The sequence below is a fragment of the Flavobacterium sp. WC2421 genome, from assembly GCF_040822115.1.
GTDB lineage: Bacteria > Bacteroidota > Bacteroidia > Flavobacteriales > Flavobacteriaceae > Flavobacterium.
In genome coordinates this window covers 2,475,056-2,499,543 of sequence record NZ_CP162004.1, presented here as the reverse complement: position 1 = coordinate 2,499,543, position 24,488 = coordinate 2,475,056, and the positions used below count along the sequence as shown (strand labels likewise).

Here is a 24,488-nt window from a genome sequence, read left to right as displayed (position 1 = left end):
AAGGAACATTTTAAATTCTTAATAATCATGTTATCAAAAACAATTGAAAGACTAAAGTACTTACTATTGGAATATCGTTTTTATTTCTGCAGTATTGCATTGTTATTCGCTCTCTTGATTTATAGTTATAATAAAACTTTGTCTGTGGAAAAAGAACTTTATCAGAAACAAATCATTTTTGAAAAAAGGCAAAAGGCATATGATGAAAAAGCAAAAGAACAGCGAGAAAAACTCGAGCGTAAGATAAAAGAGATCAAATCAGAGAAATAAAACCTATAAGCGGTTCTGTTCAACTGAGTCTTCATTACTCGTACTGTGCAGGCAACGAACCCTAACTCTTAGCAATTGTCTTTAATTCAGGTTTATCATTTTTCCTAATAATTCTACTGGAGGCATGCAAACAGTAGTCGTAAATCTTATTCCTTCATCATTGTTTTTATGATGTATGATTGCTGGGAATCTTTCCCATACATTTTCAACCAACAAAATGACCAAGTCTGTATTAAAACTTGAATTTATTTCGAAAATTTGTTCTTTATCTTCTTTAGTAAACACTCCTGAAATTACGTCAGCTCCAATATATTTTAACCGTTTCAAATGTTCATTTTCTACAATGAATTTAGGATTTAATCTTTCACATTTACTAACCAACAATATACTGAAAGAATTCAGTGAAGTTACATCATAAAGAATATCTTTTTTTGGGTCAAAAGTTACATTTTCCTTAAATCTCTTTTCTAAAAATCTAGCTTCAGAAACATTAATACTTTCAAGAAAAAAAGGAAGATAATTAGCTCTTTCTAAATTGCAAACATTTAGACCAGGATTTAACGTGTTGAAATATATCTTCTTTTTTTTGCCGTCTCTTGCTTTCGAGTGAATATTTCCATCAGTATGAAATGAAATATGATCAGGAAGATAACCATCGTCAATTATTCCTGTATCAAGAATTTCCACTTCACTTTGAACATTACTCCCATAAGGATAATGGAAAAACAACTCAACTTTTTCATGACTTGCTCTAATGCTACCGCCATACAAAACTTGTTCTTTAATCTTGAAAAAAAATCTATATTCTGTGTTTTTCATAAGAAAATTGCTAACGTCAGTACGCCCGATATCTATCGAGCTGTCTATTTATACTTTTTGTAATCGTACAATGTTATAAGTCTTCTGTACTTTGAATCTGATTTATCTTCATTGTAATTTCTTAAAAATTTTTCAATATCTTCTAATGGAATATTATTATTCCATACATTGAAAACAATAGATAAGTGTTTGTTGGAAGTTACAATTGTTGAATCTTTATAAATCTCATCGATGGATGAATGTTTTTTAAATTTCTTTGGCTTTTCACTAAATTTATTAGTGAACCTATCTAGAATTTGCTTTTGAATTTGTTCTATTTTTTCTGCATTTTTTAACTTAAAGTATATTTTTTTAAAACCTAATATTGGGAAATATATATTTTTAGCAATAATTAAGTGATCGATAACTTTTATTCTTTCTTTGTTTTTTTCATCAATTATTTCAAAATAATTAATGATAAAATCATTTACGGACATATGTTCGGGAATCAACTTTTCCTTAAACACAGTTTGCTTTATTGTTTTTGCTGTATCTCTATTCCCATATGTTATAACCAGTACTCTGTCTTCATTATTTAATTGTTCATTAGATTCTACGACTACGACTTCGCGAACTGATTTTTTATCTGATGACCTTGCAGTATCTATTATTTCGTACATAATATTTTGTACTTTTCTAATATCGATTGCTGAAATAGGATATTTTGCTTCTATAAGTTCTTTAAAAAGAGCGGAGTAATTATCTGTTTGAAGTTTTTTTATTTGTATTGGAATGTCTTCAATTTTTAAATGATAATCGGATATCTCTTGATTATTTGAATCTGCCACATATTCTACTATTAAAAAATTTTCTTTAATTTTTTTAAAAGCTTCTGTATTGTATTCTGTATATTTAAATACCGTTTTTAAAATGTTATTAACGTTTTCATCTTGGGCCCCGTAGCCTAAAAAAATCACTGGATTATGAATAAAAAGAGAAAGTAATTGAGCTCTTATTAATTCATCCTGACTTTTTGATTTTTGATAATCTCCTTCTGAAATAATTATCTTAGAAGGATCTGATACACAGCCATGTATTTTGTAAAGCGCTCCGTAAGGATTTGATAATAATATATCATTACCAATTAAAGGTTTGAATCCGATTACACTTTCTAGAAGTGTATCGTAATTAGTAGTTATGACGGAAGAGATGTTATTCTTAAGTTGCTTTAAAAGCTCAATTTCATCTTTCTTAGATGGGTCAAAATCAAGATCTTTTAATAGATACGAAATGTATAATTTGAATCTACTGATTGGTTTTCCATTTGCTATAGATTCATAATATTGGTCATTAATTTGCTTATAATCTCCATTTCTGTTATCCATAAGAAATTGATTAAAATCTTCTTCTATATCAAATCCAATTTTAGGAAAATCAAATACACCATTATCTATTATATATTTAGCTTTAATATCTAAATATTTTTCTTCATTTGAATATATTATTTTACAAATACTCTTAAGCAAACTATCCCAGCTGTATGAATTGTTCAAGTATCTTAAACTTACTCCAGTTCCAATAAAAAGCACAGGGTGACTTTTGAATTTCCCTACAAATTCTTTAATATTCATTTTTATTTACTTTTTTTTCAAAATCCATTTTCATTATATTGTTACATAATAAACCTGACAGATTTCCTTATTTTTTTTACGCTCTACGACAACTCCATAGTTGGAACGGCATGTAACCAGTTCCATTAAAAACGAGTTTACGGGTGGTATATATTTTGTTTTGATGGCCGTGAACTTCACTTCATTGTTGGCTGCACAACCCCAACAAAACCTCTAGGCTGTTAACAGCCGTATTTCTATTCGATTTTAAGCTTTGTAATGATATTTTCCAGAGCAGATTTTTGATTTTCGGATAACTTGCCATTCTTTTCACAACTCTTTTTTAGAGACAATACAAAGTTTTTATCAAACCACGAATTATTTTCAGCCCATTTCAAGACAAGCTTTATTCGATTAAAATGTGAATTAGTTTCATAACTTGTAAACGCTAAGAATTTAGCGTTTATACGTTCCTTTACTTCAAGTTGTTTAAATGATAAATTTCTTTTCCGGTGTATATCTAGGTAAAATTTATATTCAAAATCTGAAATAGCTTTTTTGTTGTAAATGTAATCTATCACTTCTGCACTCATACTTTTAGAATTATCATTTTTAAGCTTTTTTATTGAAACAAATATTTTATTTCCATCCTCAATTCCTAAAAACTTATTTATGCAACAATTTCCGACTTCGGTTTGATTTGAATTTCTTTTATTTCGTATTACACAGATATTCTTAATTGGATAATGTCCACATAAACAAGTTTGCAAATCCTCTGCATAATATGCAAATTCAAAATCCCATTCAAGTTTGGCAAAATCCCAAGTTTGAGAATCGCTAAGTGAAATTATTTCTTCAGTTAATTTGTAATGCATATTTTTAGTTTATTAATATGGCCGCTAACTCCTAAACAACATCAAACACCATCCCTTTTTCAAAGTTCCACCCCGATTTGCGCTATTTTATCTTCGCCCGTAAATAAAAGCTTTTAAAATTATTAATACAATACCCACTTTTAGTGATATTTGGTTTGAATTATACAGATTTCTCTAGATTTAGTACGTCCAGCAACCAGAAATAGACACTTCATCAGTATTTTTTTCAACCTCTCCCCCTATCCTTCCAGCCATCATTCTTATGATAATCCTTCCTGAACTTATCCATCTTCATTCTCAGATAAAGTCCCATAGGCCATACCGCAATAAACACTATAATTTCATACAATTCCATTTATCAAAAATAGAACAGAACTATTGGAGTGTTCGTGTTCCTAAACCATTTACTCCCGTTTGGACAAGTAGTAATCCCGAATAGACAAGTATAAAAAAAGAGGCACAATGGCCTCTTGAAATGTCTGTAAAAATTTTACGATAACTCTATAGTGTTGACGGCATGTAATCGGTTCCGTTCAACACAGGCTTCATTGTTGGTGCTGCTCAAGCAAGAAAACTTAGCTGTTGGCAGACATTTTTTTACCAAGTAATATTATTTCCCTGAATATTTTTGGTTTCTTTTAAATTTTTAAACTTCACTAGATTTATACTTTCTGTATCTTTCTGATTTTGGATGTAATCGAAATTTGTTTCTGTAACTTCAAATTCAATCACTTTTGTTAATTCAAATTTGTGTCTAAATATATCTTTTCGTACAGCCACGTTACTCTTTAAAAACTTATTGCCAACACTTGGATAAATTATACATTCCATTTTGAATCTCTCGTTTCTGTTTTCTGCTTTTTTTAATATTTTTTCAGAAAATAGAGAACTTAAAAAATACTCATAATGATGTTTTATGGGTTTAGAAAATTCGTAACCTAAGATATACAAATATGGTTCTAAAAATTTTTTTAAAGTTTCATTTTGGTTCATTTTTAAATCATAAAAAGCATTCAAAGCACTAGTTGAATGTTCGTTAATTCCATAACCTCGCTCGCTGTGTGATATCGGATAACTAATGAATTCCAAATTTAGATTTAATGGTTTCCATACACCAACAGAAATTACATCTCCAATTTTTGGTTTAATTTCATTAAGCGCAGTATCTATAGTTTCGCTTCCGTAAAAAATTGTTGTTTTTGGAGAATTAGCCCTATTATATTTATTTATTTTTGCTACTATATGCTGTGGAGGATATGTTAAAAACCCTTTTTTTGTTAATGATTTTTTTGAGCCAGATACGTTCTCATTAATAACAACTCTATATAATTTATAAATAGTTAGATGGTTAGTGAAAAGCAGGATATAGTTAAAAGCATAAAAAATATAGTTTTTAAAATTTTCAAAATCCTTTTCGGTAAAGTTGGTATAATCTAATTCTTGTAATGACTTATATAAAATCCCATAGAATAAACCCAATTTAATCATTATATCATTTTCTTCTTTTGTTATTTCTTTTCCAATGAATAACTTTTTCGAAATAACATGTTCTAAAGTTTCTTTTCCACCTGGTAACCATAATTTCGATTTTGGTATTTCGGGTAAATCTCTAAAATTTATTTGCCATTTAGGTTTTTTCATAAAATGTCGCCAACGTCTGTTCGTCTAAAAACCTTCAAACGAACTTCATTTTTATTAATTAGGAAGTAAATATACAGTATTTAAACTGCCTCTAATTTCCGTAGAACGCAGGCTTCGTTGTTGGCTTTTCAAGCCCAACGAAACTCTAGCTGTTTACTACAGGTTTTATTTTCATTATATTAAATATTCATAAAACTGTTTAGTAATTATTTTAAACTTCAATAATTGTTTTTCTAACTTCATCATATCTGAAAGTAATATGATTTTGTTTGACATTCATAATGGTATCATTATTCTCGTCAATTGTCCCATAAACGAAAACATACAGACCGAAATTAGGTTCGTTTGTTCCTTCTTCTAATTCCGTAAATGCTTTGTCAAATAATTTGTCATACTTATTTTTCAACCTAGATAAACTATGTTTTGATATTAACTTTTTATCAATTTTAACAGAATAATTAGATTTTTTTTTGGATTCATCTTTATAAGCCAATAAATTAAAATAAACGCAATCAGTATATTTATCAAATACATTTTTGTTTGTTTTTGATAATATAAGCTTACCATAAAATATTCTCTCATTTTGCAATTTTATAGGATCTGTGAAATATTTTATTTGTTTGAAAAAGTATCTATATGCGATTTTTATAGAATTTATTTCTATCTCAACATCTCTATTGTGTGGAAAACCTAAATACCAATTTACAATTCTATCAATACTTTGAACTCTATTTTTTCTATCAAACTTGACATTTTCATCATCAAATTCGTAAACTTTTGATATTGCATTACCACGGCCAGTAACTCCTTCGTCTTTACTATCAAGTCTGGCTTTAGTGATTTTTTTAAAATCTTCTTCATCATCATTTAAAATAAAAACAGATGGGTAACCAATTTTACTAATTTCTATTTTATTTAATTTTTCATTTCCTCCTTTTTGGTATAATTTACTTAAAGTGGCGTATTCACAGGTTTCTATATGTTCTCTATTTCTGTATTTTTTAAAATGTGGTTTTTTACGTTCTGTCTTTTTAATACAAGTTGGAGACATACGAACAGAACATATTTCATCAATACATACAAATTCTAGCTCATTATAATTTGGATAAAGATCAAGTATAGTGTCTGCCATAACAATTTCATCAGTATCCTTAATTCTTGCTTTATCCATTAATTAAAAATTTAAAAGTATTTATGTTAAGTTGTTTAATTTTAGTATTATACGGTAAAATTGTAGTTAGCATTATGCCATTTTGAGATGGCTAGAAGTTCGTAACCTTTGAGTTTTCGGCTTAACGAAAACTTGATGCGAAACGATAGTTCTACTAAATTACAGCTAGCTCAAATGGCGGTTATAAGCCGTTTTTATTACTTCTAAATCGACCGTCTGTAACGTCTTGTTCCAATAAGATATGTATTCTTTCAATTTCTTCAACAATTGGAATTACTTCATATTCCAATTGTAAGATTTTAAAAACAGCTTCGTTTGTAAAATAACCACGAAATATTTGTCTAGCTTCCATTTCAATTCGTGGTCCAACATAAAAAGGAATAATAGTTCCAGCTATAAATTGATTTAAATACAGATCAAGCTTTTCATCAAAGTGTTCAATAAAATTTCTTACATCTTTGTTTTTAAGACAATTTGATTCATCTATTTCGTAAACTTCGCGCAACCTTTGGCCACGCTTTTTGTGAATTTTATTATTATTTATTGGCCAGAAAAATTTTGAGATTTGTGCAGCTTGAATACAAATATTCTGAACTGCATCAACTAGAATTTTTCCGTTTTCGTTATTTCCACTTTCAACCTCTTCTAATATAGTTATAACTACATTTTTTTCAGAAAGTACTGTTCGTGTTATTGAAAGTAAGCTTTCTATATAAAAAACTTCATGAGGAAACCATATTTTATATTCTTGGTTCATTTGGATATCCAGTTTTGTAAAATGGCTTATAACGTCAGTCTCTGAAAAACCACTGTTACTACCCTCAAATATAGCAAAATACAGACATAATTGAAGATTATTCTTATTTTAAGAATGGAACTCAACCCTTCACTTTGCGAACCGCCGTATACGAGACACGTACGTACGGTGATGTGAGAGGCGCACTCCGTCAGTTTCTGGCGGAGCCGTCTACTCGATTGTATGCAGTTTTTATAGATTATTTTTTAGCCAGTCGGAACAATCTTTACTAAATCCAGTCCAAGCTCCTTCTCCAGTTAAGCAAACTACTAAAAGTTCATCATTTGAATCAATAAATTTTTTCAAATGGTCTCGAATTAAAGCTGCTGTTGACGAAGATTTAACAATAAAAGTACTATCTAAACAATGCCACCAAGTTCCTAATTTTTTAATTTCGTCAATTAGGGTTGCATAATCTTGACCTGATTTGTTTAAATCATAACCAATTAAATAACTTTTCTTCATAATTTAAAGTGTTTAATTTCCTATTTTTCCTTTTAACGGATGTTCTTTTTTCCATCCCGCTACACTTCTTGAGTTTACGTAACAGATTAACAAATCAGCAACAGACCTAGAATTTACAAAACAAATTTTAGAGTCGGCTACCGAAGATGACTCAACAAAACACCATAAATGGTCATTTCCTCTTGCTACACTTCTTGATTCCACTTTACAAACTAATAGGTCTGCAACACTTCTAGATGTAACTTCGCATACTAAAATGTCAGATGCGCTACGAGATTCTTTTATTTTAATTAGTGCCATATTTTAATTATTCCAAATGTTAGCTGTCCGTGCATTGTAAGGTGTTACTTTACATTTAAACTTGTCCTTAATTTCATTTATATACTCTAAATTCTCATCTGAGTATACTCCGATGTAAACACTCCAAAGTTTGTCTTTCACTTTTTGTCCCATTTTAGCTGCTTTATTTACAGCATCAATAATGTGATGGTCATATTCTCCGAAATTAAATCCGAAGGTTACTAGCGAGCCCTCGATAGTACACAATTGGTCATAACAATGAGTTAGATATTTATTGTGCATAATATGGTTCAGTTTTTCTTGCCCGTTTCCAGCAGTAACAAAAATTGGGTATTCTTTGTTGTCAATTCTTTCCTTGACATTCTCAAGTAAATAATGAGCGTTGTCATATTCCACTTTTACTATATTTATTCCAGTATCGAATATTGGTAAAGTTCCGTGTAGATGAAATACGGTCATCTCTTTTTTATATTTTCCCCATCTCAATTCGGAATACTCAAAATCCTCTGGCGGAATGTATTCTCCACTATCCAAATCGGTTTCTAAATCTCGTCCAAATCCATCGATTGCATTTTTTACTTGATTTCTTATTAAAACCCAATATAAAAGTAAATCATAATTAGTTGAAAAAACTAACCCATCACGAGATATGTATTCCTGTAAAAACTTCATACAAGACTCACTCTTTTCATCAGGAATTTTGAAGACGTGTTCAGGATGCAATTCTTTTACGGCATCTATTAAGCTGTTCTTTAACTGTTCCGTAACTGATTTTATTTTTGGAACTAAAGTTTTGTCATTACTAAATAAGTCCGCTATTTCACAAAAGTTATCGAGTTGTTGCATTATTAATTCAAAATTCTTTGTATTAAGTCTTTCAAAAAGTTTTGTAACCATTGGATCGCCACTATCTTCGATAAATTTGCTTAATGCATTATATGAGAATATATTGTTGTCAAAAGCCATACTAAAACCATTCCCAAATAGTAAATGCTTTTTCCTTTTTTTCTTGTTCAAAGAAGCGACAACTTCTTGGTAAGTCATTAGTTTTTCTATTTCCATTCGGTTGGTTTTAATTGCATACAACTAGCATATAACATCAATAAATAACCCTTTTTCAAAGTTTTACCATAAATTAAGCTATATATCCTAGTTCGTAAATAAAGACTTTTTTAAGTATTGTTACAATACCCACTTTTAGTGATATTTGATTTAAATTAAACCACGATAGAAAACTTTCTTCAGATACATTTATATATAAAAACAAAAAAAGACACCTCATCAGCATCTTTTCACCCCTTTCCCCTACTCCTCCAACTACCATTTTTATCATAATCCCTCTTGAAGTCATAGATCTTCCCTCTTATATATGCTCCCAGTGGGACAATCACAATCACTATTAGTATCTCAGACCACTCCATACCTCAAATATAGAAAGTATAAGATTTTCTTTTTTAGCAAGAAATCAAAAACTCCTTTTTTGACAACTAATAATCCCGAATTGACAAGTGCTACATATTGCTATAAAACAAAAAAAGACACCTAATCAGTATTTTCATCAACCTTTCCCAACTCTTCCAACTATCATTGTAATACTAATCCTTTAAATATTAATAAAGCTTCCCTCTCAGATATAGAGCAAATCCATACTACCTACTGAAGTTGATATAGCTGAAGCCGTGCGTATAGCAATACAATTTGTTGGGTACATAACTGTCTCAGTATTATTAAAAAAACTGCGAATTGCTTGATTGAATGAGGTAAAAATACTAATAATATGTACATTAGCAGACTCCACCAAAGCTTAATATTAAACTAAATGGCAAATCAATACAATCCGTATATCTCAAGGGTTCAAATCAAAAACTTTAGGAATTTTCTTGACTTAGACGTCAAACTTGACCACAAACAGGTAGTTCTGGGCGAGAACAATGTTGGGAAAACAAATTTTTTGCGCGCTATCCAACTTATTTTGGACAGGGATTTTTCGGACCAAGACCGCACGCTAACTGAAAAGGATTTTCATGATAGCTTGGAAGACCCGATGGTGAATGGGGACGAAATTGAGATTACTCTCCAAATTAGAGGTTACGAGCACAGCAATAAACTTTTAGCACAATTCGACGATGCAGCCGTCGATTCTGATCCACCGACTTTGCAATTCCGGTACAGGTTTTTTCCGGAAAGGAATGACAAAGGCCAAATTGTAAGATATACTTATGCTATCTATAAAGGTAATGGTGATAACAAGAATTTTTCGCACGACGACCGCAACTACATAAATATACATGTTATCAGAGCGCTCCGGGATGTTGAAAGAGAGTTGAGGGCTGGTAAAGGGTCAACGCTATATCAGCTCGTAAAGACCTATGATATTTCAAAAGAGGACCTGGAAGAGATATCATCCGAAATGCAGGATGCGGCGGATAAAATTCTAGAACTTGACGAAATCGTCCATATTAAAGTGGCATTGCAGTCGCGCTTCAACACGCTCTCAGGTCTTCAGGTGGACACCGAGATTTCGTTGCAAACTTTTGATGTCGATACTGAAAGACTATTATATGCTCTCCAAGTTTATATGGGCCTTGAAAAAAGGCCGATATCGGAACTGAGCCTAGGATTAGCGAACATCCTATACATCTCCCTTATGCTTCTTTTATTGAAAGATCGAACCGTTACACCAGTCCTGAAAGCCGAAAGATATGCCGAGCTCGAAGCTTTGGAGGGTGCAGATGTCTTAGTTAAATCTTACGAAGTGAGTGAAAGCGGTAAATTTATCCTGAAGAATAACATTGAACCCGAACAGTATAAGGCATTATACGAATTCATGGATGAGAACAATTACAAATTCCAAGCTTTTACAATTCTTGCCGTCGAGGAGCCTGAGGCTCATTTACATCCACTTCTTCAAAGGCTAATTTACAGGGAGGTTTTGCACAAAAGCGGTACATCCGTCATTTTCACATCCCATTCTACTTTCATCACCTCGATTTCGCCATTGAACTACATTGTTCATATTCGGAAAGTCGGTGATGGAAGTCAGGCCTTTTCTACAGTTGAATTGGGATTAAGTGATTGGGATAAAAAAGATATAGAACGTTATGTAGATGCCAAAAGGGGAGAAATTTATTTCGGCAAATTAATCCTCTTGGTCGAAGGTATTGCTGAAGAATACATTATTCCGGCAGCGGCTAATAAGCTTGGCACACCGCTTGACGATTATGGTATAATAGTGTGTAACGTAAATTCAACGAATTTCAAACCGTACATTCAGCTTTTAGAAACCTTAGAAATTCCATGGATATTATTCACGGATGGTGATTATTACCGAAAAGTGACGCTGACTGTCGACGGCAAAACCAAAACAACTCGCGAATACCATAGGATGCATGAAGACGGAGATGATCTCGGTTATGCTGGTAACGAAAACGTAGGGGCAATATTATCGGATTTAGGCATTATTTTAAAGATTCCCGATACTATTCCCGATCAAGAAGACATTTTTAGAGAGAATGGCTGTTTCGTAGGAAATTACACAATGGAAGTCGATATGTTCAAAGAAATGGATACTGATGATCTTACGACAATTAAAAAAATGTATCAAGAGTTGACAAACGGTGGGCCCAAAAAACTTAAAAATTTCAATGATGCTTTGGACGGTAAAGATTATTGGGCCGCATTGTCGAAAATAGAAGCGAGTATCAGCAAAGGGAGGTTTGCTCAACGTCTCGCTAGTGAAATGACAGAAGATATGATACCTGGATACATATCTGATGGAATTGCAAGAGCGATAACAATTGTAAAGGAACAGTATGAATAGCAACTTTTATCATGATCTGGGTCTGATAAAAAAAGACGATCAGCAATTTGAAGCCTACAATTCGATGGCTAACACAGTTGTTATTGCCGGGCCGGGAAGCGGCAAGACTAGGGTGCTTTCTTTGAAAGCTATGGCTTTGTCCAAAATGCACATAAATGAACCATCGGGTTTGGCTTGCATTAGTTTTAGTAGGGAATCTGTTAGAGAGCTGGAAAGCCGATTGAAGAGCTATGGCTATGTTCCTAACAAACGTGATTTTATTGGAACCGTACACGGCTTCAGTTTGGTACATGTTATACAACCTTTCGCCCACCTATACCCGCAATATCAAGTTAAATATCCAATTAAAATAATCGACTCTGATAATCAGCGAAAGATTTACAATACGGTATTGCAAGAAATGGGAATCGAGGATCCAAAAAGGCTACCCCTAGTTGAGATAAATAGATGCAGAGCTTTAAGTCTGGAAGGGATAAGTGGCGTGACCATCACATCGACAGAAACGATACAGCAAGCAGCAAGCCGTTTCGAAGAACTATTAATGGAATCTGACTTCCTCGACTTCACTAGTATCATAAACCTTTCTGCGACATTAATCAGAGAGCAAGAATTCGTTAGGAAGTCATTACGAAGTAAATTCCCATGGCTTTTGGTTGACGAGTATCAGGATCTCGGCAAACCTTTACATGAAATGGTTCTAGAGCTTACTTTCAATGCAGGTATAAAGTTGTACGCAGTTGGAGATGTAAATCAATCGATTTATGGATTCACCGGTGGGTATCCGGATTTTCTGGAGGAACTGAAAAACAACGATGATATCCATCTAGTGGAATTAGAAGCTAACTACCGTAGTTCCCCGTATATTATCGAAGCTTCACTAGGTACGCTTCAGCTAAAGCCTCCTTTGCCAAATTATTCTTCCAAGAACTTAACTGATGAGGCAGCGGATTTCGTTTTTGTTACCTGTAAAGAAGATATGGATGACCAATATCGAACGGTATCCCAAAAAATTATTCCAAAACTTACTGAAAAAGGAGTTTCTTTGAATGAAATCGGTATCATCGTGGGGTGGAATCAAAATGTAGCCGAAATGGCGCAGTCACTCCAAACCAGACAAATCCCGTTCTTCATTGCAAAATGGGATTTCGAAAACAGTGAAGTTCTTATATGGTTACAAAAATGTGCTGGTTGGTGCATTCAACACGAACAAATATCCTTCGAAGAGCTTTTTAATTTTTGGAGAAAACTCCTTTACACGCATGAAGACGATAGACGTTTCCTTCCCGATATAGAACTCAAGGTTAAACTTCATAAAGTTTTGACCAAGTCGATTACAAAAGCAACAGTTTTTGATTGGTGTACTTTCCTCATTGACCAACTTGATATTAAAGCAACTTTAGCCACTTCTGAGCTATATCCTGACGAAATAGCAAATCTTGACATTCTTCTTGATGAAGCGAGGCTACGAAATTTAAAGGGTGCACCGCTAAGTCGGTTGGCAAATCTTAGAACGCCGAATGACGAAGTTACAATAAGTACCAGACACAGCTGTAAGGGCTTAGAATTTGAAGTCGTAATAATGTTAGGAATGGAGGACGGTAATTTCCCTTTCTATTTGCATAAAGATGACGAAATCGCTTTGGCAGAAGACTCCCGATTATGCTATGTTTGCGTCAGTCGGGCTAAGAAAACCTGTATTCTTTTGTACTCTAGCATCAACAACGTATATAAATATGATAAGCATTACCGATTTAATAAGAGTCCATCGCCTTTTTGGTCCATACTCCATGAAAAATTTGGCACTGATGATAACACTTTTTCCCAGGACAGTTTCCAATAACGAGAACTTTTGATAAAATGCGAGCTGAAACAACCTAGAATGAAATCCCAATGCAGAAGTTATCTAGCCATGTAATTACTCTTCGGAATTTTTGGGGATGGTGTTTCTGCTTTTGATTATAGCCACCAACGTTCCCTTGCTACAAGAGGTTTGGGGTTAAATTAAGCCTTATTTTCGGATTTGCCTAATCATTCCAAATACAAGACTATTTTCAAATTGAGCCAAATGCCCAAATCTCTTGTGGCAAGTGTTAGGCAACGTTACTATATTGAATTATAATAGCTAACCAAATCTTTACAATATGTAATTCCTTTATTTTTCACATTTAAAGAATTAATTTCAACTTTAAAATCAAATAGATTTTTTGAAGGATCAAAATTCTTTATGTTGGTGTGATAGAAATGAAGCATTTCGTAGCTTCCTATATGTTTCTCTAATAAATGGGCGTCAATACCTCTGGCCACTTTTCGGATAATTTCCATATAACGCTTTAATCGATCTTCCGAAAGCCTTTCAATTTCTAACATTTTCCAAGTTGAGCGAGCACGAGATAAATTAATATCGCGACCAAAAGCATGCGCCACATTATTCCTTATTTTTCTCATTTTGTCTAAAGCTGTAATGTTTTTGCCCAAATCTATAGGAATTAAGCCAAATATTTTGCCATAGTTCGCAACTCTTGTCGACCATTCTCCTTTTGTAATTTCGTCTGATTTTTCATAAAATGAATATTGTTCCGACGTGCTATGTTTTAATACACTTACGCCGTCAATTTTTCTTGTAATTGAAAATAAAATTCCAGGATCTGATTCTACAGAAAGTGAGATTATCGAACCTAAATAAATTTCAAAGTATCCTAGTACAGAAACCAATGTATTTAATCTTACCCAATTGTCAAACTCTTTTAAATGTTTACTATAGTCTTCTAATGATTGTGCAACTCTATTTGAATCAGGTCCGGATAAATTAAATACTTGGTTAGTTGTTTGTCCTGAATTCGCATTTTTACGATAGGTTGCCTGAACAAAAGTTGAGGCAGGAACATGAGACCAATATAATGAATTCATGTAAGTGTGATGACTATTAAAAATTCTAAAAGCATGAGTATATTCATCTTCTGATTCCCAACGTTGAAATGCCATTTTATTGTTTATTTATTTGGTTGTTATAATGTTCCCTTATGTCCCGCAGGCTTTATGATGGTTACGTAAATTTATCACAAAAGATTACCAGTGCAAGAAAAAAACTTAGAAGATTCAGAGAATTTTCTAAATAAAAAAAAGTCTTCCAATCGCAGAAAACCAATGTTAAGGTCACTTTTCTATTAATAAAATGGTCTGTAATCTTTCATAATTTCTTGAATAAATGATTCGATCTTATTTAAGCATTCGTCTAGAAAATCTTGATTATTAAATACAATATTGTAGAACTCAGAATTTGGATTTTCTGACTCGAGTAAAAATTTGTTATTTGAAAATGTTTTTATTGCTTTCAAATCCCCATCATTAATTTGAATTGTTGAATTTTCATGTACAATTTTATTTCTCAATATTCTTAGATTATTTATGAATGGCCATAGATCAAATTTACCAACTTCAATTTTCATGGATTTTGTCAAATATTTTTTGACTTTATCTAAATCACTATTTCCTTTTAAATCGTTAACTGTATAAATGCTTTTTGTTGAATCAGAATGCGTATTGCAAATGCTTTTAAGCTCACTTTCTAAATAGGAAAATATTTGAATTACAATTGATTTTCTAAACCGTTGTATAAATTCTTGTTCAATTTCTAGAAGTTCTGAAGTTGTAGTATGTAAGAATAAATCAGAATTATCAAGGTTTTTGTAATGTTCAGCATATTTTTCAGAAAGATTTTTTTTCTGTTCATCGAAACTCTTTTCAACCAATAAAATATAATTCCTAAATGAAATTATTGAAAGTTCTACATAGAATAGATCGCCTCCGTCAAAATAGAAATTTGGTTCTGGTCTATAATCCATTAGTTATTTGTTACGTGGTTGTGAAATGTTGCCTAACTTGTATATAGGTCTTGTTTTATCACACTTTATTAGCAATCAAATATATTGCTTTATTTCTTACAAATCATCAAGTGAGCTTTTTATTTGTAGCATACTTTTCGTACTTACGTGGGTCTGAATTTCTGTAGTTTTACTGCTGCTATGCCCTAATAATTCTAGTATATATTTAAGATCGGTACCGCTTTCTAGTAAATGATGTATCAACCAATGCAAAGTAGCCAGTTTTGTAATTTGTGCCACCATAAAACAAAAAATGACACCTCATCAGCATCTTTCTATCCCTTTCCCCTACTCCTCCAACTACCATTTTATCATAATCCCTCTTGAAGTCATAGATCTTCCCTCTTATATATGCTCCCAGCGGGATAATCACAATCACTATTAGTATCTCATACCATTCCATACCTCTAATATAGAAGGTATAAGATTTCCTTTTTTATGTTGAAGTCAATTACTCCTTTTTTGACAACTAATAATCCCGAATTGACAAGTGCTCCGTTTAGTTATAAAATAGAAAAAGATGCTTCTCAGCATCTACATTTCAATATTCTTCACCAATCTTGTTTGCCGTTAATTACTTAAAGACGGTTTCAAAGTTATCATTTAACTCGCCATATGTTTCTTCTATTAATTTAAAAAACTCTGACAATTTCATCCCTTTATAGAAACATATAGTAGTAAGTGTAGATACCGGTATCTTATATCCGTCTACTTCTTTTATTTTTCTAACAATTCCTTCATGTATACCATGAGATTTTCCAAAAGACCTATTAGATACATCATCACTCATCCACTTCTCGCATATAAAATTACAAACATACCTGTCTATAAGAAAAACCTTTACAGGCTTCTTATCTTTAGATTTGTTACTTTGTGAGTTATCATTAGTCATTAGAGCAAAAGAATATAATATCTACGGTTATTTTGCACACGATAGTGCGCAATTCAAATATTTGTTTTATATTTGTTTTTGAATTTATATATTTGCGTTTCTTCATTTAAAATATTTGAAGCATTCGCTTAGAATCTCGTATCAGAAAACTGGTAATTTATAGGAACGAGAAGATAAGTAAGATGCTCACGTCCCATGGCGTGGGCTCACTTATTGTTCCCCGGTATACCAGTACCTCTGATACGATAAGCTGAGTTCCATGCCATTTTTTATGCCAATTATTTAGGCAAAACTCAACTTCTATTCTTAGCACTGCCTCTTCTTATTAGTCTCGCAATACCAATAATTATTGAATTAGTTGGGAAAGGCACTACCTGCGTTTGGCTGCAACAAACAACGGTAGTACGCTTTTCTTACATAACCTTTAAAACCAATTGCCTATGCTATAAAAAACACCATCTCATGTCGGAAATAGTCACTTTTCGACACCAAGATTTAAACTTTAAATCAAAAAAAAGGCCCTCTAACTCTTCTTGGCGGACGAATAGAGGACCATCGCTAACAAAACTAACGTTTCAATTAACTAACCCAATATTATGAAAAAAAATTCATTTTACAAGGGTGGATCGGCATTTTGGTACCTGATTATTATCGGGTTCTCATTATCCTATACCCCTGCTCTAGCCAACAAGCTACTGAGGCAAAACCACTCCTTACCGCAACAAATACAAATAAACGGTACCATTACGGATGGAATCAACCCCTTAACTGGTGTTACTATTTCCATAAAAGGAAAAGCAAAATCAACCGTTATTTCTGACTTTGATGGAAAATACACCATAAAAGCGAACCCAATTGATACGCTAGTGGTCACTTTCATAGGATTCAAAACGGCAACAATTTTCATAAACGGTCGTACAACTATCAATATACAATTACTGGAGGACATCACCTCCTTGCAAGAAGTCCGTGTCAACGCAGGCTACTACTCCGTTAAAGAAAGTGAACGCACAGGAAGTATTGCGAAAATCACTGCAAAGGATATAGAAAAACAACCTATAAATAATCCGTTAGCAGCAATGCAAGGAAGAATGTCTGGCGTAACAATAACACAAGCCACTGGAACTCCTGGTGGTGGTTTCGACATACAGATCAGAGGGATAAACAGCATTCGCACTGATGGTAATGCACCGCTATATATTGTGGATGGGGTACCTTACAGTTCACAATCATTAGGCTCAGTAATGACATCGGGCAATATTTTGGCAGGATCAGCAAGCCCTCTCAACAATATTAACCCATCAGATATTGAGAGTATGGAAGTACTAAAAGATGCTGATGCTACTGCAATCTACGGTTCAAGAGGATCCAACGGTGTCGTGCTCATAACGACCAAAAAAGGAAAACAAGGAAAAACCAAATTCGATATGAATACGTATTCCAGTTTTGGAAAACTAACTCGTACCATGAATTTACTAAATACAGCACAATATTTATCCATGCGTAGGGAAGCCTTTGCCAATGACGGAATTACAGACTATCCAGGGTACGCCTATGATGTAAATGGTACTTGGGATCAAAACCGCTACACCAATTGGCAAAAAGAATTACTGGGAGGTACTGCAAATACGAACAATATTCAAACTACGGTCTCTGGTGGAAATGCCGAAACTCAATTTTTGTTAAGTGGCACCTACCGTAACGAAACAACCGTTTTCCCTGGGGATGCAAAATATGAAAAATTAGCGTTTCACAACAGCCTAACGCATCGCTCGATTGACAATCGTTTTAAAATGAGCTTTACAGCAGACTATGCTACTGATAAGAATAGCCTACCCGCAAACGACTTGATGTACCAAGCTACAATTCTAGCGCCAAATGCCCCAGCTCTATACGATGCCCTAGGAAACTTAAATTGGGAAAATGGCACTTGGAACAATCCGTTAAGCTATTTGGAAGGCAAATATGCAGCAAATACTACCAACCTAATTGCTAATACTGTCCTTTCATACAACATATTGGAAAACTTAGAAATAAAAACAAATCTAGGGTATACAGACTATCATATCTCCGAAAACCGCACATTTCCTTCTACCATGTACAATCCAGCGTATGGACTGGGCAGTGAAGTTTCCACACTTATTATAAACAATGCCAAACGTAGCTCTTGGATTATTGAACCTCAGATCAATTGGAAGAAAACAGTAGGCAATTCAGAATTAATGCTATTGGCAGGCACAACTTTCCAGAAGCAAACCGGGCAACAATTGGCGCAAATCGGATCAGGTTTTGCAAGTAACAGTTTACTGCACAATATAGCTGCAGCTTCCTATTTGACCATTACTGACGATCAGTTGACCATTTACAAATACCAAGCGTTCTTTGGTAGAATTAATTACAATTGGAAAAGTAAATACATCATTAACTTAACAGGAAGAAGAGATGGTTCCAGTCGTTTTGGCCCTGGCAATCGCTTTGCTAATTTCGGAGCTATAGGTGCAGCCTGGATATTCTCAAAGGAGGCGTTCATAAATAATAATAGTTTCTTAAGTTTCGGAAAATTACGCATCAGTTATGGTACCAGTGGAAATGACCAGATTGGTGATTACCAATTCTTAGACACTTATGAGATTACTGGCAACAATTACAATGGTACTATTGGGATAAAACCTACTCGTCTTTTCAATCCTTCCTTTGGTTGGGAAACCAATAAAAAAAAGGAAGCCGCAATCGACCTTGGTTTTCTCAACGATCGTATTTTCTTAACTACAGCCTATTTTTGCAACCGTTCTTCTAATCAACTTGTGGGTGTGCCACAACCAGGAACTACAGGTTTTTCTTCTTTACAAGCTAATTTAAATGCAACAGTTCAAAATACAGGTTTAGAACTGGAATTGCGAACGGTTAATTTTAGAAAGACAGCGTTCAATTGGACGACTACATTAAACCTGACCCTACCTAAAAACAAACTCTTGGAATTCCCTGATTTAGAGGGGTCTACTTACGCCAATTCGCTGGTAATAGGTAAATCATTGAGTATCCAAAAAACATACCACTACACAGGAATTGATCCAGTTACAGGTGTTTATCAATTTGAGGACTACAATGGTGACGGAAAAATTACGGGACCAGAAGACCGCCAATGGATTGAAGATACAGCACCTCAATTATTTGGAGGATTTGGCAACCAACTCAGCTATAAAAATTGGGTACTGGATTTTCTATTTCAGGGCGTAAAACAAAAAGGGCGTAATTACTTATACACGGCTTCTTGGATAGGAGATTTCTCCAATCAGCCACAAGCGGTTTTGAATCACTGGCCACAAAATGGTACCGATGCCGAAATTCAGCAATATACAACAGGAGCTAATGCAGCAGCATTGGATGCCTATTTTTTATACAGCAACAGTAACGCAACCATAAGTGATGCTTCCTACATCCGATTGAAAAGCATCAGTATTTCATATACGATTCCAAAAGAAGTTACAAAAGGGGGGACAGCAAAAATCTATTTACAAGGACAAAACCTCCTCACATGGACCAAGTACAAAGGTGCCGATCCTGAAAATCAATCCGCTTTCTACTCCCCTCCTTTACGTCAATTTACTTTTGGACTAAACCTTAGCTTTTAAAAATCAATAAATATTGCGATATGAAATACTATAAATTAATACAGTCAATGCTAATAATAGCATTAATAGTACTCCTTTGCTTGTGGCTGAATGGCTGCGAAAGTTTTACGGAGGTAGATTTGCCACAATCACAGCTTACTGGTACTGCAGTGTTCGAAGATGTTACAACAGCAAATGCAGCACTTTCAAATTGCTATTCACAACTAAGAGAAAACGGCATACTTTCTGGAAACCAAGATGGCCTTTCGAATGGACTGGGAAACTATTCGGATGAATTAACCTATTATGGAAGTCCCAGTGCGCCTTTAGAAGACTTTTACAATCATACCGTACTCTCCTCAAATCCTATGGTTAGTTCTTTATGGAATAGCAGTTACAGTCAAATTTATGCAATAAACGCACTTTTAGAAGGTCTTGAAAAATCAACCACAATTCCCACAGAGGAGCGTAATATCTTAAAAGGAGAAGGCTTGTTTCTTAGAGCATTTATTCACTTTTATTTATTAAATCTATTTGGAGATATTCCTTACATCGATACAACGGATTATAAAAAGAACAGCACCGTTTCGAGAATGTCCGAAGACGAAGTATATGATAAAATTACAACCGACTTAATGCTATCTAAAAGCATATTAAACGACAGTTATGGTACTGCAGAACGTATTCGGCCAAATAAAGGCACAGCTACAGCAGTACTAGCACGAGTGTACCTTTACAGAGGAGCGTGGCAACTAGCCGAAGAGGAAGCGTCCCAAGTAATTAATACGAATACATACCAGTTGGAAGCGGATCTAGATAAGGTATTTCTAAAGGAAAATCCCTCAACAATTTGGCAATTGCACCCAGGTATTTCGGGGCTGAACACGCATGATGCGCATACTTTTATTTTTAGCAGCGGCCCTCCTCCAATTACTGTTATAAGTACCCATTTACTAAACGCATTCGAAACTGGAGATCAAAGAAAGCAACATTGGTTGGGGAATGTGACGGACGGTACACAAACATGGTACTACTCATACAAATACAAACAAATCGCCAATACAGGAAGCTCTCAGGAATTTGCAATTATATTGCGATTAGAAGAACAATACCTCATCCGTGCAGAAGCTAGGGCTCATCAAAATAATTGGATTGGTGCTTTAGCTGATTTAAACCTAATTCGAAACCGAGCAGGATTAGCAGATACGGCGGCCAACACTCCCCAAAACGTGTTGCTGGCTATTCAACAAGAACGCAGGGTCGAATTATTTACTGAATTAGGGCAACGCTGGTTTGACTTAAAAAGAACAGAACAAGCAGATGGGATTTTAAGTCCTTTAAAGCCCGGATGGAAAAGTACCGATAAATGGTTACCCATTCCTCAAACAGAATTACTACTGAACAAAAACCTACATCAAAATCCAGGATATTAAAATGAATAAGAGGATGAATTTAAAAGGGAATACGAACTGGATTTTTCTCCTTTTGATACTTGGGATTGGCTCTTCTTGGAGCCAATCCTTTTCAAAAAGGCAACTTAAACCCGCAGACTATCCATTATGGAGTACCCTCTCAGATGAAAAAATTTCAGAAGATGGAAATTGGATAAGCTACAAACTGAATTATCATTCAGCACAGGACACATTATTTGTACAAAACACACAAACTGCGAAGAAAAAGTATTTTCCAACAGCAGAAAATGGACTTTTTAGTCCAGACAGTAAATGGTGGATTGCGCAAGATTCAAAGAAAGGAATGGCATTACTAAACTTAAAATCGGGTGTACTGCAATGGATTCAAAACATTTCCAAATATGAGTTTGTAGCTGGAGGAAAATATGTAGTTCTAACGAAACAGGAATCACAGAAGGAAGAGTCTCTCCACATACTCCATTTACAAACGGGTAAAGAACAGACGATCAATGGAGTTTCAGAATATCGTTTTAATGGGGATGGTACTCTTTTAGCCTACGTAACACCAAAAGAAAATACAGTGAAGCTGATTCGAATGAATTCCAATTTTAATAGTGCGACATTAGTTCAAGAAAAAGAAGGGGATTTTAAATACCTTACGTGGAATAGTAAAGGCGATGTACTCTCCTTTTTACAGGAATCTAATATCGTGACCGCTAAACTAAAAAACCACAAGCTATACTACATAACCCAATTAGAACAAAAACCTAAAATAGTAGTTTTAGACCCATTATTGTCGACAGATTTCTTTAAAGACAAACATATTGTAATTCCCTTTGCTCGCGTGCCGCTTGAAATTTCAGAAGATGGCAAACGAATCTTCTTTTACCTAGCTGCTGCAGTTCCTCAAAAGGAAGAAAACGAAATAGTGCAAATATGGAGTAGTGTTGTAACAGGCGTACATCATGGTCAACAGCTAGACCCTTCCCATATTCCTAAATTGGCAGTATGGTGGCCAGAGGAAAATAAAATAGTCCAAATAGGAACAGATGATTTGCCAAACGTATTGTTAACTGGGAATCAAAACTATGCATTGACATTTAATAATCAAGCATATGAACCTCAATATGAATTTGAGGCAATACCCGACTTCTACCTGACCGATTTAAATACAGGAAAAAGCAGTTTAGTAGTAAAGAAACAGCTCCATTCCATTGGAAATATAGGAGCACCACCACAGGGCAGGTATATCAATTACTTTAAAGATAAAAAATGGTGGATATACGATCCTATATTGAAAAAACAGACCAATGTTACAACACTAATTCCCTCAGCCGTTTATAACTTGGAATTCGATCAGCCAGGAGCAACGCCACCTTATGGTAGTCCGGGTTGGACACAGGACGGTAAGCTTATTGTGTACGACCAGTATGATATTTGGACAGTAACTCCAGATGGGGAAAACGCCAAAAGACTAACCCAAGGTCGGGAGCAAAAAATTCGTTTCAGAATCTACCAAAATGAAAATGACATCATAAATACCTCATCTAATTTACCAACCCGTACTTTTAACTTTACTAAAGGAACGATACTTGAAGCCTTGGGCGATAATAAAGCCTCAGGATATTATTACTTGGAAAGCAATGGTCAGTGCAATGTGATGGTATATAAAAAGGCAAGAATCAGCATGCTGAAAAAGGCAAAGCAAAGTGAAAAATATCTGTATAAAGAAGAGTCGTTTGAGAGTTCACCAAAATTACAGCTTTGGAGCAAAATCATGAAAAAAGAGCAGCTGGTATTGAAAACAAATCCGCAGCAGGATAAATTCTCCTGGGGACATGCTGAACTGATTTCTTATACAAACCAAAAAGGACAACCCTTGAAAGGAGTACTATTTTATCCTGCAGGTTTTCAATCTAGTAAAAAATATCCTATGATTGTTCACCTATACGAAAGACAATCGGGAATGATGCATCACTATATTAATCCTACACAATACAATTCGGATGGGTTTAATCCAACTAATTATACATTCGATGACTATTTAGTATTCTATCCAGACATTGCCTATGAAGTAGGAACACCAGGACAATCTGCCGTTTCATGCGTACAAGAAGCTATTGATACTGTTCTAGCGAAGGGCATCGTAGAATCCAATCACATTGGTTTGATAGGCGGTTCCTTTGGAGGATATGAGACTGCTTATATTATTTCACAAACTAATAGGTTTGCAACAGCAGTCGTGGGTGCCGCCTGTACAGATCTAGTCAGTAATTATTTAAGTATGGAATCCAGTGGCGAGCGCTCCCATATGTGGCGCTATGAATCCGCACAATTGCGAATGGGTGCCTCTTTGTTTGACAATTACAAAGGATATATTGAAAACTCACCTATAGCACACGCTTCCTCCATAAATACACCAGTGTTGATTTGGACGGGCCAGCAAGACCCTAACGTGAATTGGACGCAAAGCATCGAACTACATTTAGCGTTACAAAGACTGCAAAAACCACATACGTTTCTGGTATATCCCGGCCAAGGCCATGCCATTGGTAAACCCGAATCACAAATAGACCTCGATACAAGAGTAAAAGAATGGTTCGATTTGTATCTTAAAGGAATCCCTTTTTCCACAAAAAGAATCTAAACAACGGATTGCTACTTACTAAATTCCTCTTTTATTATGAAAAACTCCAAATTTTCGATTCCCTTTAGGGACGGGGCAAAACGAAAATAATCAATGCACTTTGTCAAAACTAAAAAGGGAGTTTAAAAAGATAAAGCGCAATATTTTCAACTCCCTTTAGGGACAGGGTAAAACGAAAATGATACGTACACTTGTTCACTCCCTACTATTGAATGGTCTGTGAGAGGGTAAAAAACAATGCCGAACCTGAAATTTTCAAGTTCGGCATTGCCATTTCCCCTAATTAATATAGGGTTGTT

The 24,488-nt window shown here is 34.2% G+C and carries 17 protein-coding genes; 6 read left to right on the top strand and 11 right to left on the bottom strand.

Annotated features, from left to right (window positions below):
• The first annotated feature begins 144 nt into the window (after window positions 1-144).
• A complete protein-coding gene (locus AB3G33_RS10715; protein ID WP_367769197.1) occupies window positions 145-270 on the top strand; it encodes a hypothetical protein in 126 nt (41 codons plus the stop codon).
• An 81-nt stretch (window positions 271-351) separates the two neighbouring features.
• On the opposite strand, the gene AB3G33_RS10710 is transcribed toward AB3G33_RS10715, so the two are convergent.
• The 9 genes from AB3G33_RS10710 to AB3G33_RS10670 all read right to left on the bottom strand — a co-directional run bounded on the left by AB3G33_RS10710 (window position 352) and on the right by AB3G33_RS10670 (window position 8,988).
• On the bottom strand, window positions 352-1,089 hold the full coding sequence (locus AB3G33_RS10710) for a hypothetical protein (protein ID WP_367769194.1): 738 nt from the start codon (window positions 1,087-1,089) through the stop codon (window positions 352-354).
• 44 nt (window positions 1,090-1,133) lie between these two features.
• A complete protein-coding gene (locus AB3G33_RS10705) occupies window positions 1,134-2,699 on the bottom strand; it encodes an SIR2 family protein (protein WP_367769190.1) in 1,566 nt (521 codons plus the stop codon).
• A 236-nt stretch (window positions 2,700-2,935) separates the two neighbouring features.
• A complete protein-coding gene (locus AB3G33_RS10700; RefSeq protein ID WP_367769187.1) occupies window positions 2,936-3,553 on the bottom strand; it encodes a hypothetical protein in 618 nt (205 codons plus the stop codon).
• 597 nt (window positions 3,554-4,150) lie between these two features.
• Window positions 4,151-5,194 carry a hypothetical protein gene (locus AB3G33_RS10695; protein WP_367769184.1) on the bottom strand — a complete coding sequence of 348 codons (1,044 nt, stop codon included), beginning with the start codon at window positions 5,192-5,194 and terminating at the stop codon, window positions 4,151-4,153.
• A gap of 211 nt (window positions 5,195-5,405) precedes the next feature.
• Window positions 5,406-6,365 (bottom strand): hypothetical protein, encoded by a 960-nt coding sequence (locus AB3G33_RS10690; RefSeq protein ID WP_367769181.1) that lies wholly within the window; start codon window positions 6,363-6,365, stop codon window positions 5,406-5,408.
• 181 nt (window positions 6,366-6,546) lie between these two features.
• A complete protein-coding gene (locus tag AB3G33_RS10685) occupies window positions 6,547-7,122 on the bottom strand; it encodes a hypothetical protein (protein ID WP_367769179.1) in 576 nt (191 codons plus the stop codon).
• Window positions 7,123-7,353: 231 nt separating this feature from the next.
• The gene (locus AB3G33_RS10680; protein WP_367769176.1) at window positions 7,354-7,626 is read right to left on the bottom strand and encodes a CRISPR-associated protein Cas2; all 273 of its coding nucleotides are present in this window, start codon (window positions 7,624-7,626) and stop codon (window positions 7,354-7,356) included.
• A gap of 12 nt (window positions 7,627-7,638) precedes the next feature.
• Entirely contained in the window at window positions 7,639-7,926 is a 288-nt protein-coding gene (locus AB3G33_RS10675; protein WP_367769173.1) for a DUF6150 family protein, read from the bottom strand.
• Between the two features lie 3 nt (window positions 7,927-7,929).
• Window positions 7,930-8,988, bottom strand: a complete 1,059-nt coding sequence (locus tag AB3G33_RS10670) for a DUF4917 family protein (RefSeq protein WP_367769171.1) — start codon at window positions 8,986-8,988, stop codon at window positions 7,930-7,932.
• A gap of 757 nt (window positions 8,989-9,745) precedes the next feature.
• Here AB3G33_RS10670 and AB3G33_RS10665 point away from each other — a divergent pair.
• Window positions 9,746-11,746, top strand: a complete 2,001-nt coding sequence (locus AB3G33_RS10665) for an ATP-dependent endonuclease (protein WP_367769169.1) — start codon at window positions 9,746-9,748, stop codon at window positions 11,744-11,746.
• Window positions 11,739-13,586: a UvrD-helicase domain-containing protein gene (locus AB3G33_RS10660; protein ID WP_367769167.1), complete on the top strand. Its 1,848-nt coding sequence runs from the start codon at window positions 11,739-11,741 to the stop codon at window positions 13,584-13,586. Before AB3G33_RS10665 ends, AB3G33_RS10660 begins: the two co-directional genes overlap by 8 nt.
• Window positions 13,587-13,849: 263 nt before the next feature.
• On the opposite strand, the gene AB3G33_RS10655 is transcribed toward AB3G33_RS10660, so the two are convergent.
• The gene (locus AB3G33_RS10655) at window positions 13,850-14,728 is read right to left on the bottom strand and encodes a hypothetical protein (protein WP_367769165.1); all 879 of its coding nucleotides are present in this window, start codon (window positions 14,726-14,728) and stop codon (window positions 13,850-13,852) included.
• A 182-nt stretch (window positions 14,729-14,910) separates the two neighbouring features.
• Complete coding sequence (locus AB3G33_RS10650; RefSeq protein ID WP_367769163.1) at window positions 14,911-15,588, bottom strand: hypothetical protein; 678 nt, start codon at window positions 15,586-15,588, stop codon at window positions 14,911-14,913.
• A gap of 1,527 nt (window positions 15,589-17,115) precedes the next feature.
• Here AB3G33_RS10650 and AB3G33_RS10645 point away from each other — a divergent pair.
• Genes AB3G33_RS10645 through AB3G33_RS10635 form a run of 3 tightly spaced genes read left to right on the top strand, consistent with a single transcriptional unit; the run spans window position 17,116 to window position 24,189 of the window.
• A complete protein-coding gene (locus AB3G33_RS10645; protein ID WP_367769160.1) occupies window positions 17,116-20,151 on the top strand; it encodes a SusC/RagA family TonB-linked outer membrane protein in 3,036 nt (1,011 codons plus the stop codon).
• A gap of 20 nt (window positions 20,152-20,171) precedes the next feature.
• Window positions 20,172-21,563 carry a RagB/SusD family nutrient uptake outer membrane protein gene (locus tag AB3G33_RS10640; protein ID WP_367769157.1) on the top strand — a complete coding sequence of 464 codons (1,392 nt, stop codon included), beginning with the start codon at window positions 20,172-20,174 and terminating at the stop codon, window positions 21,561-21,563.
• A gap of 1 nt (window position 21,564) precedes the next feature.
• Window positions 21,565-24,189 carry a prolyl oligopeptidase family serine peptidase gene (locus AB3G33_RS10635; protein WP_367769154.1) on the top strand — a complete coding sequence of 875 codons (2,625 nt, stop codon included), beginning with the start codon at window positions 21,565-21,567 and terminating at the stop codon, window positions 24,187-24,189.
• Window positions 24,190-24,488: the final 299 nt, after the last annotated feature.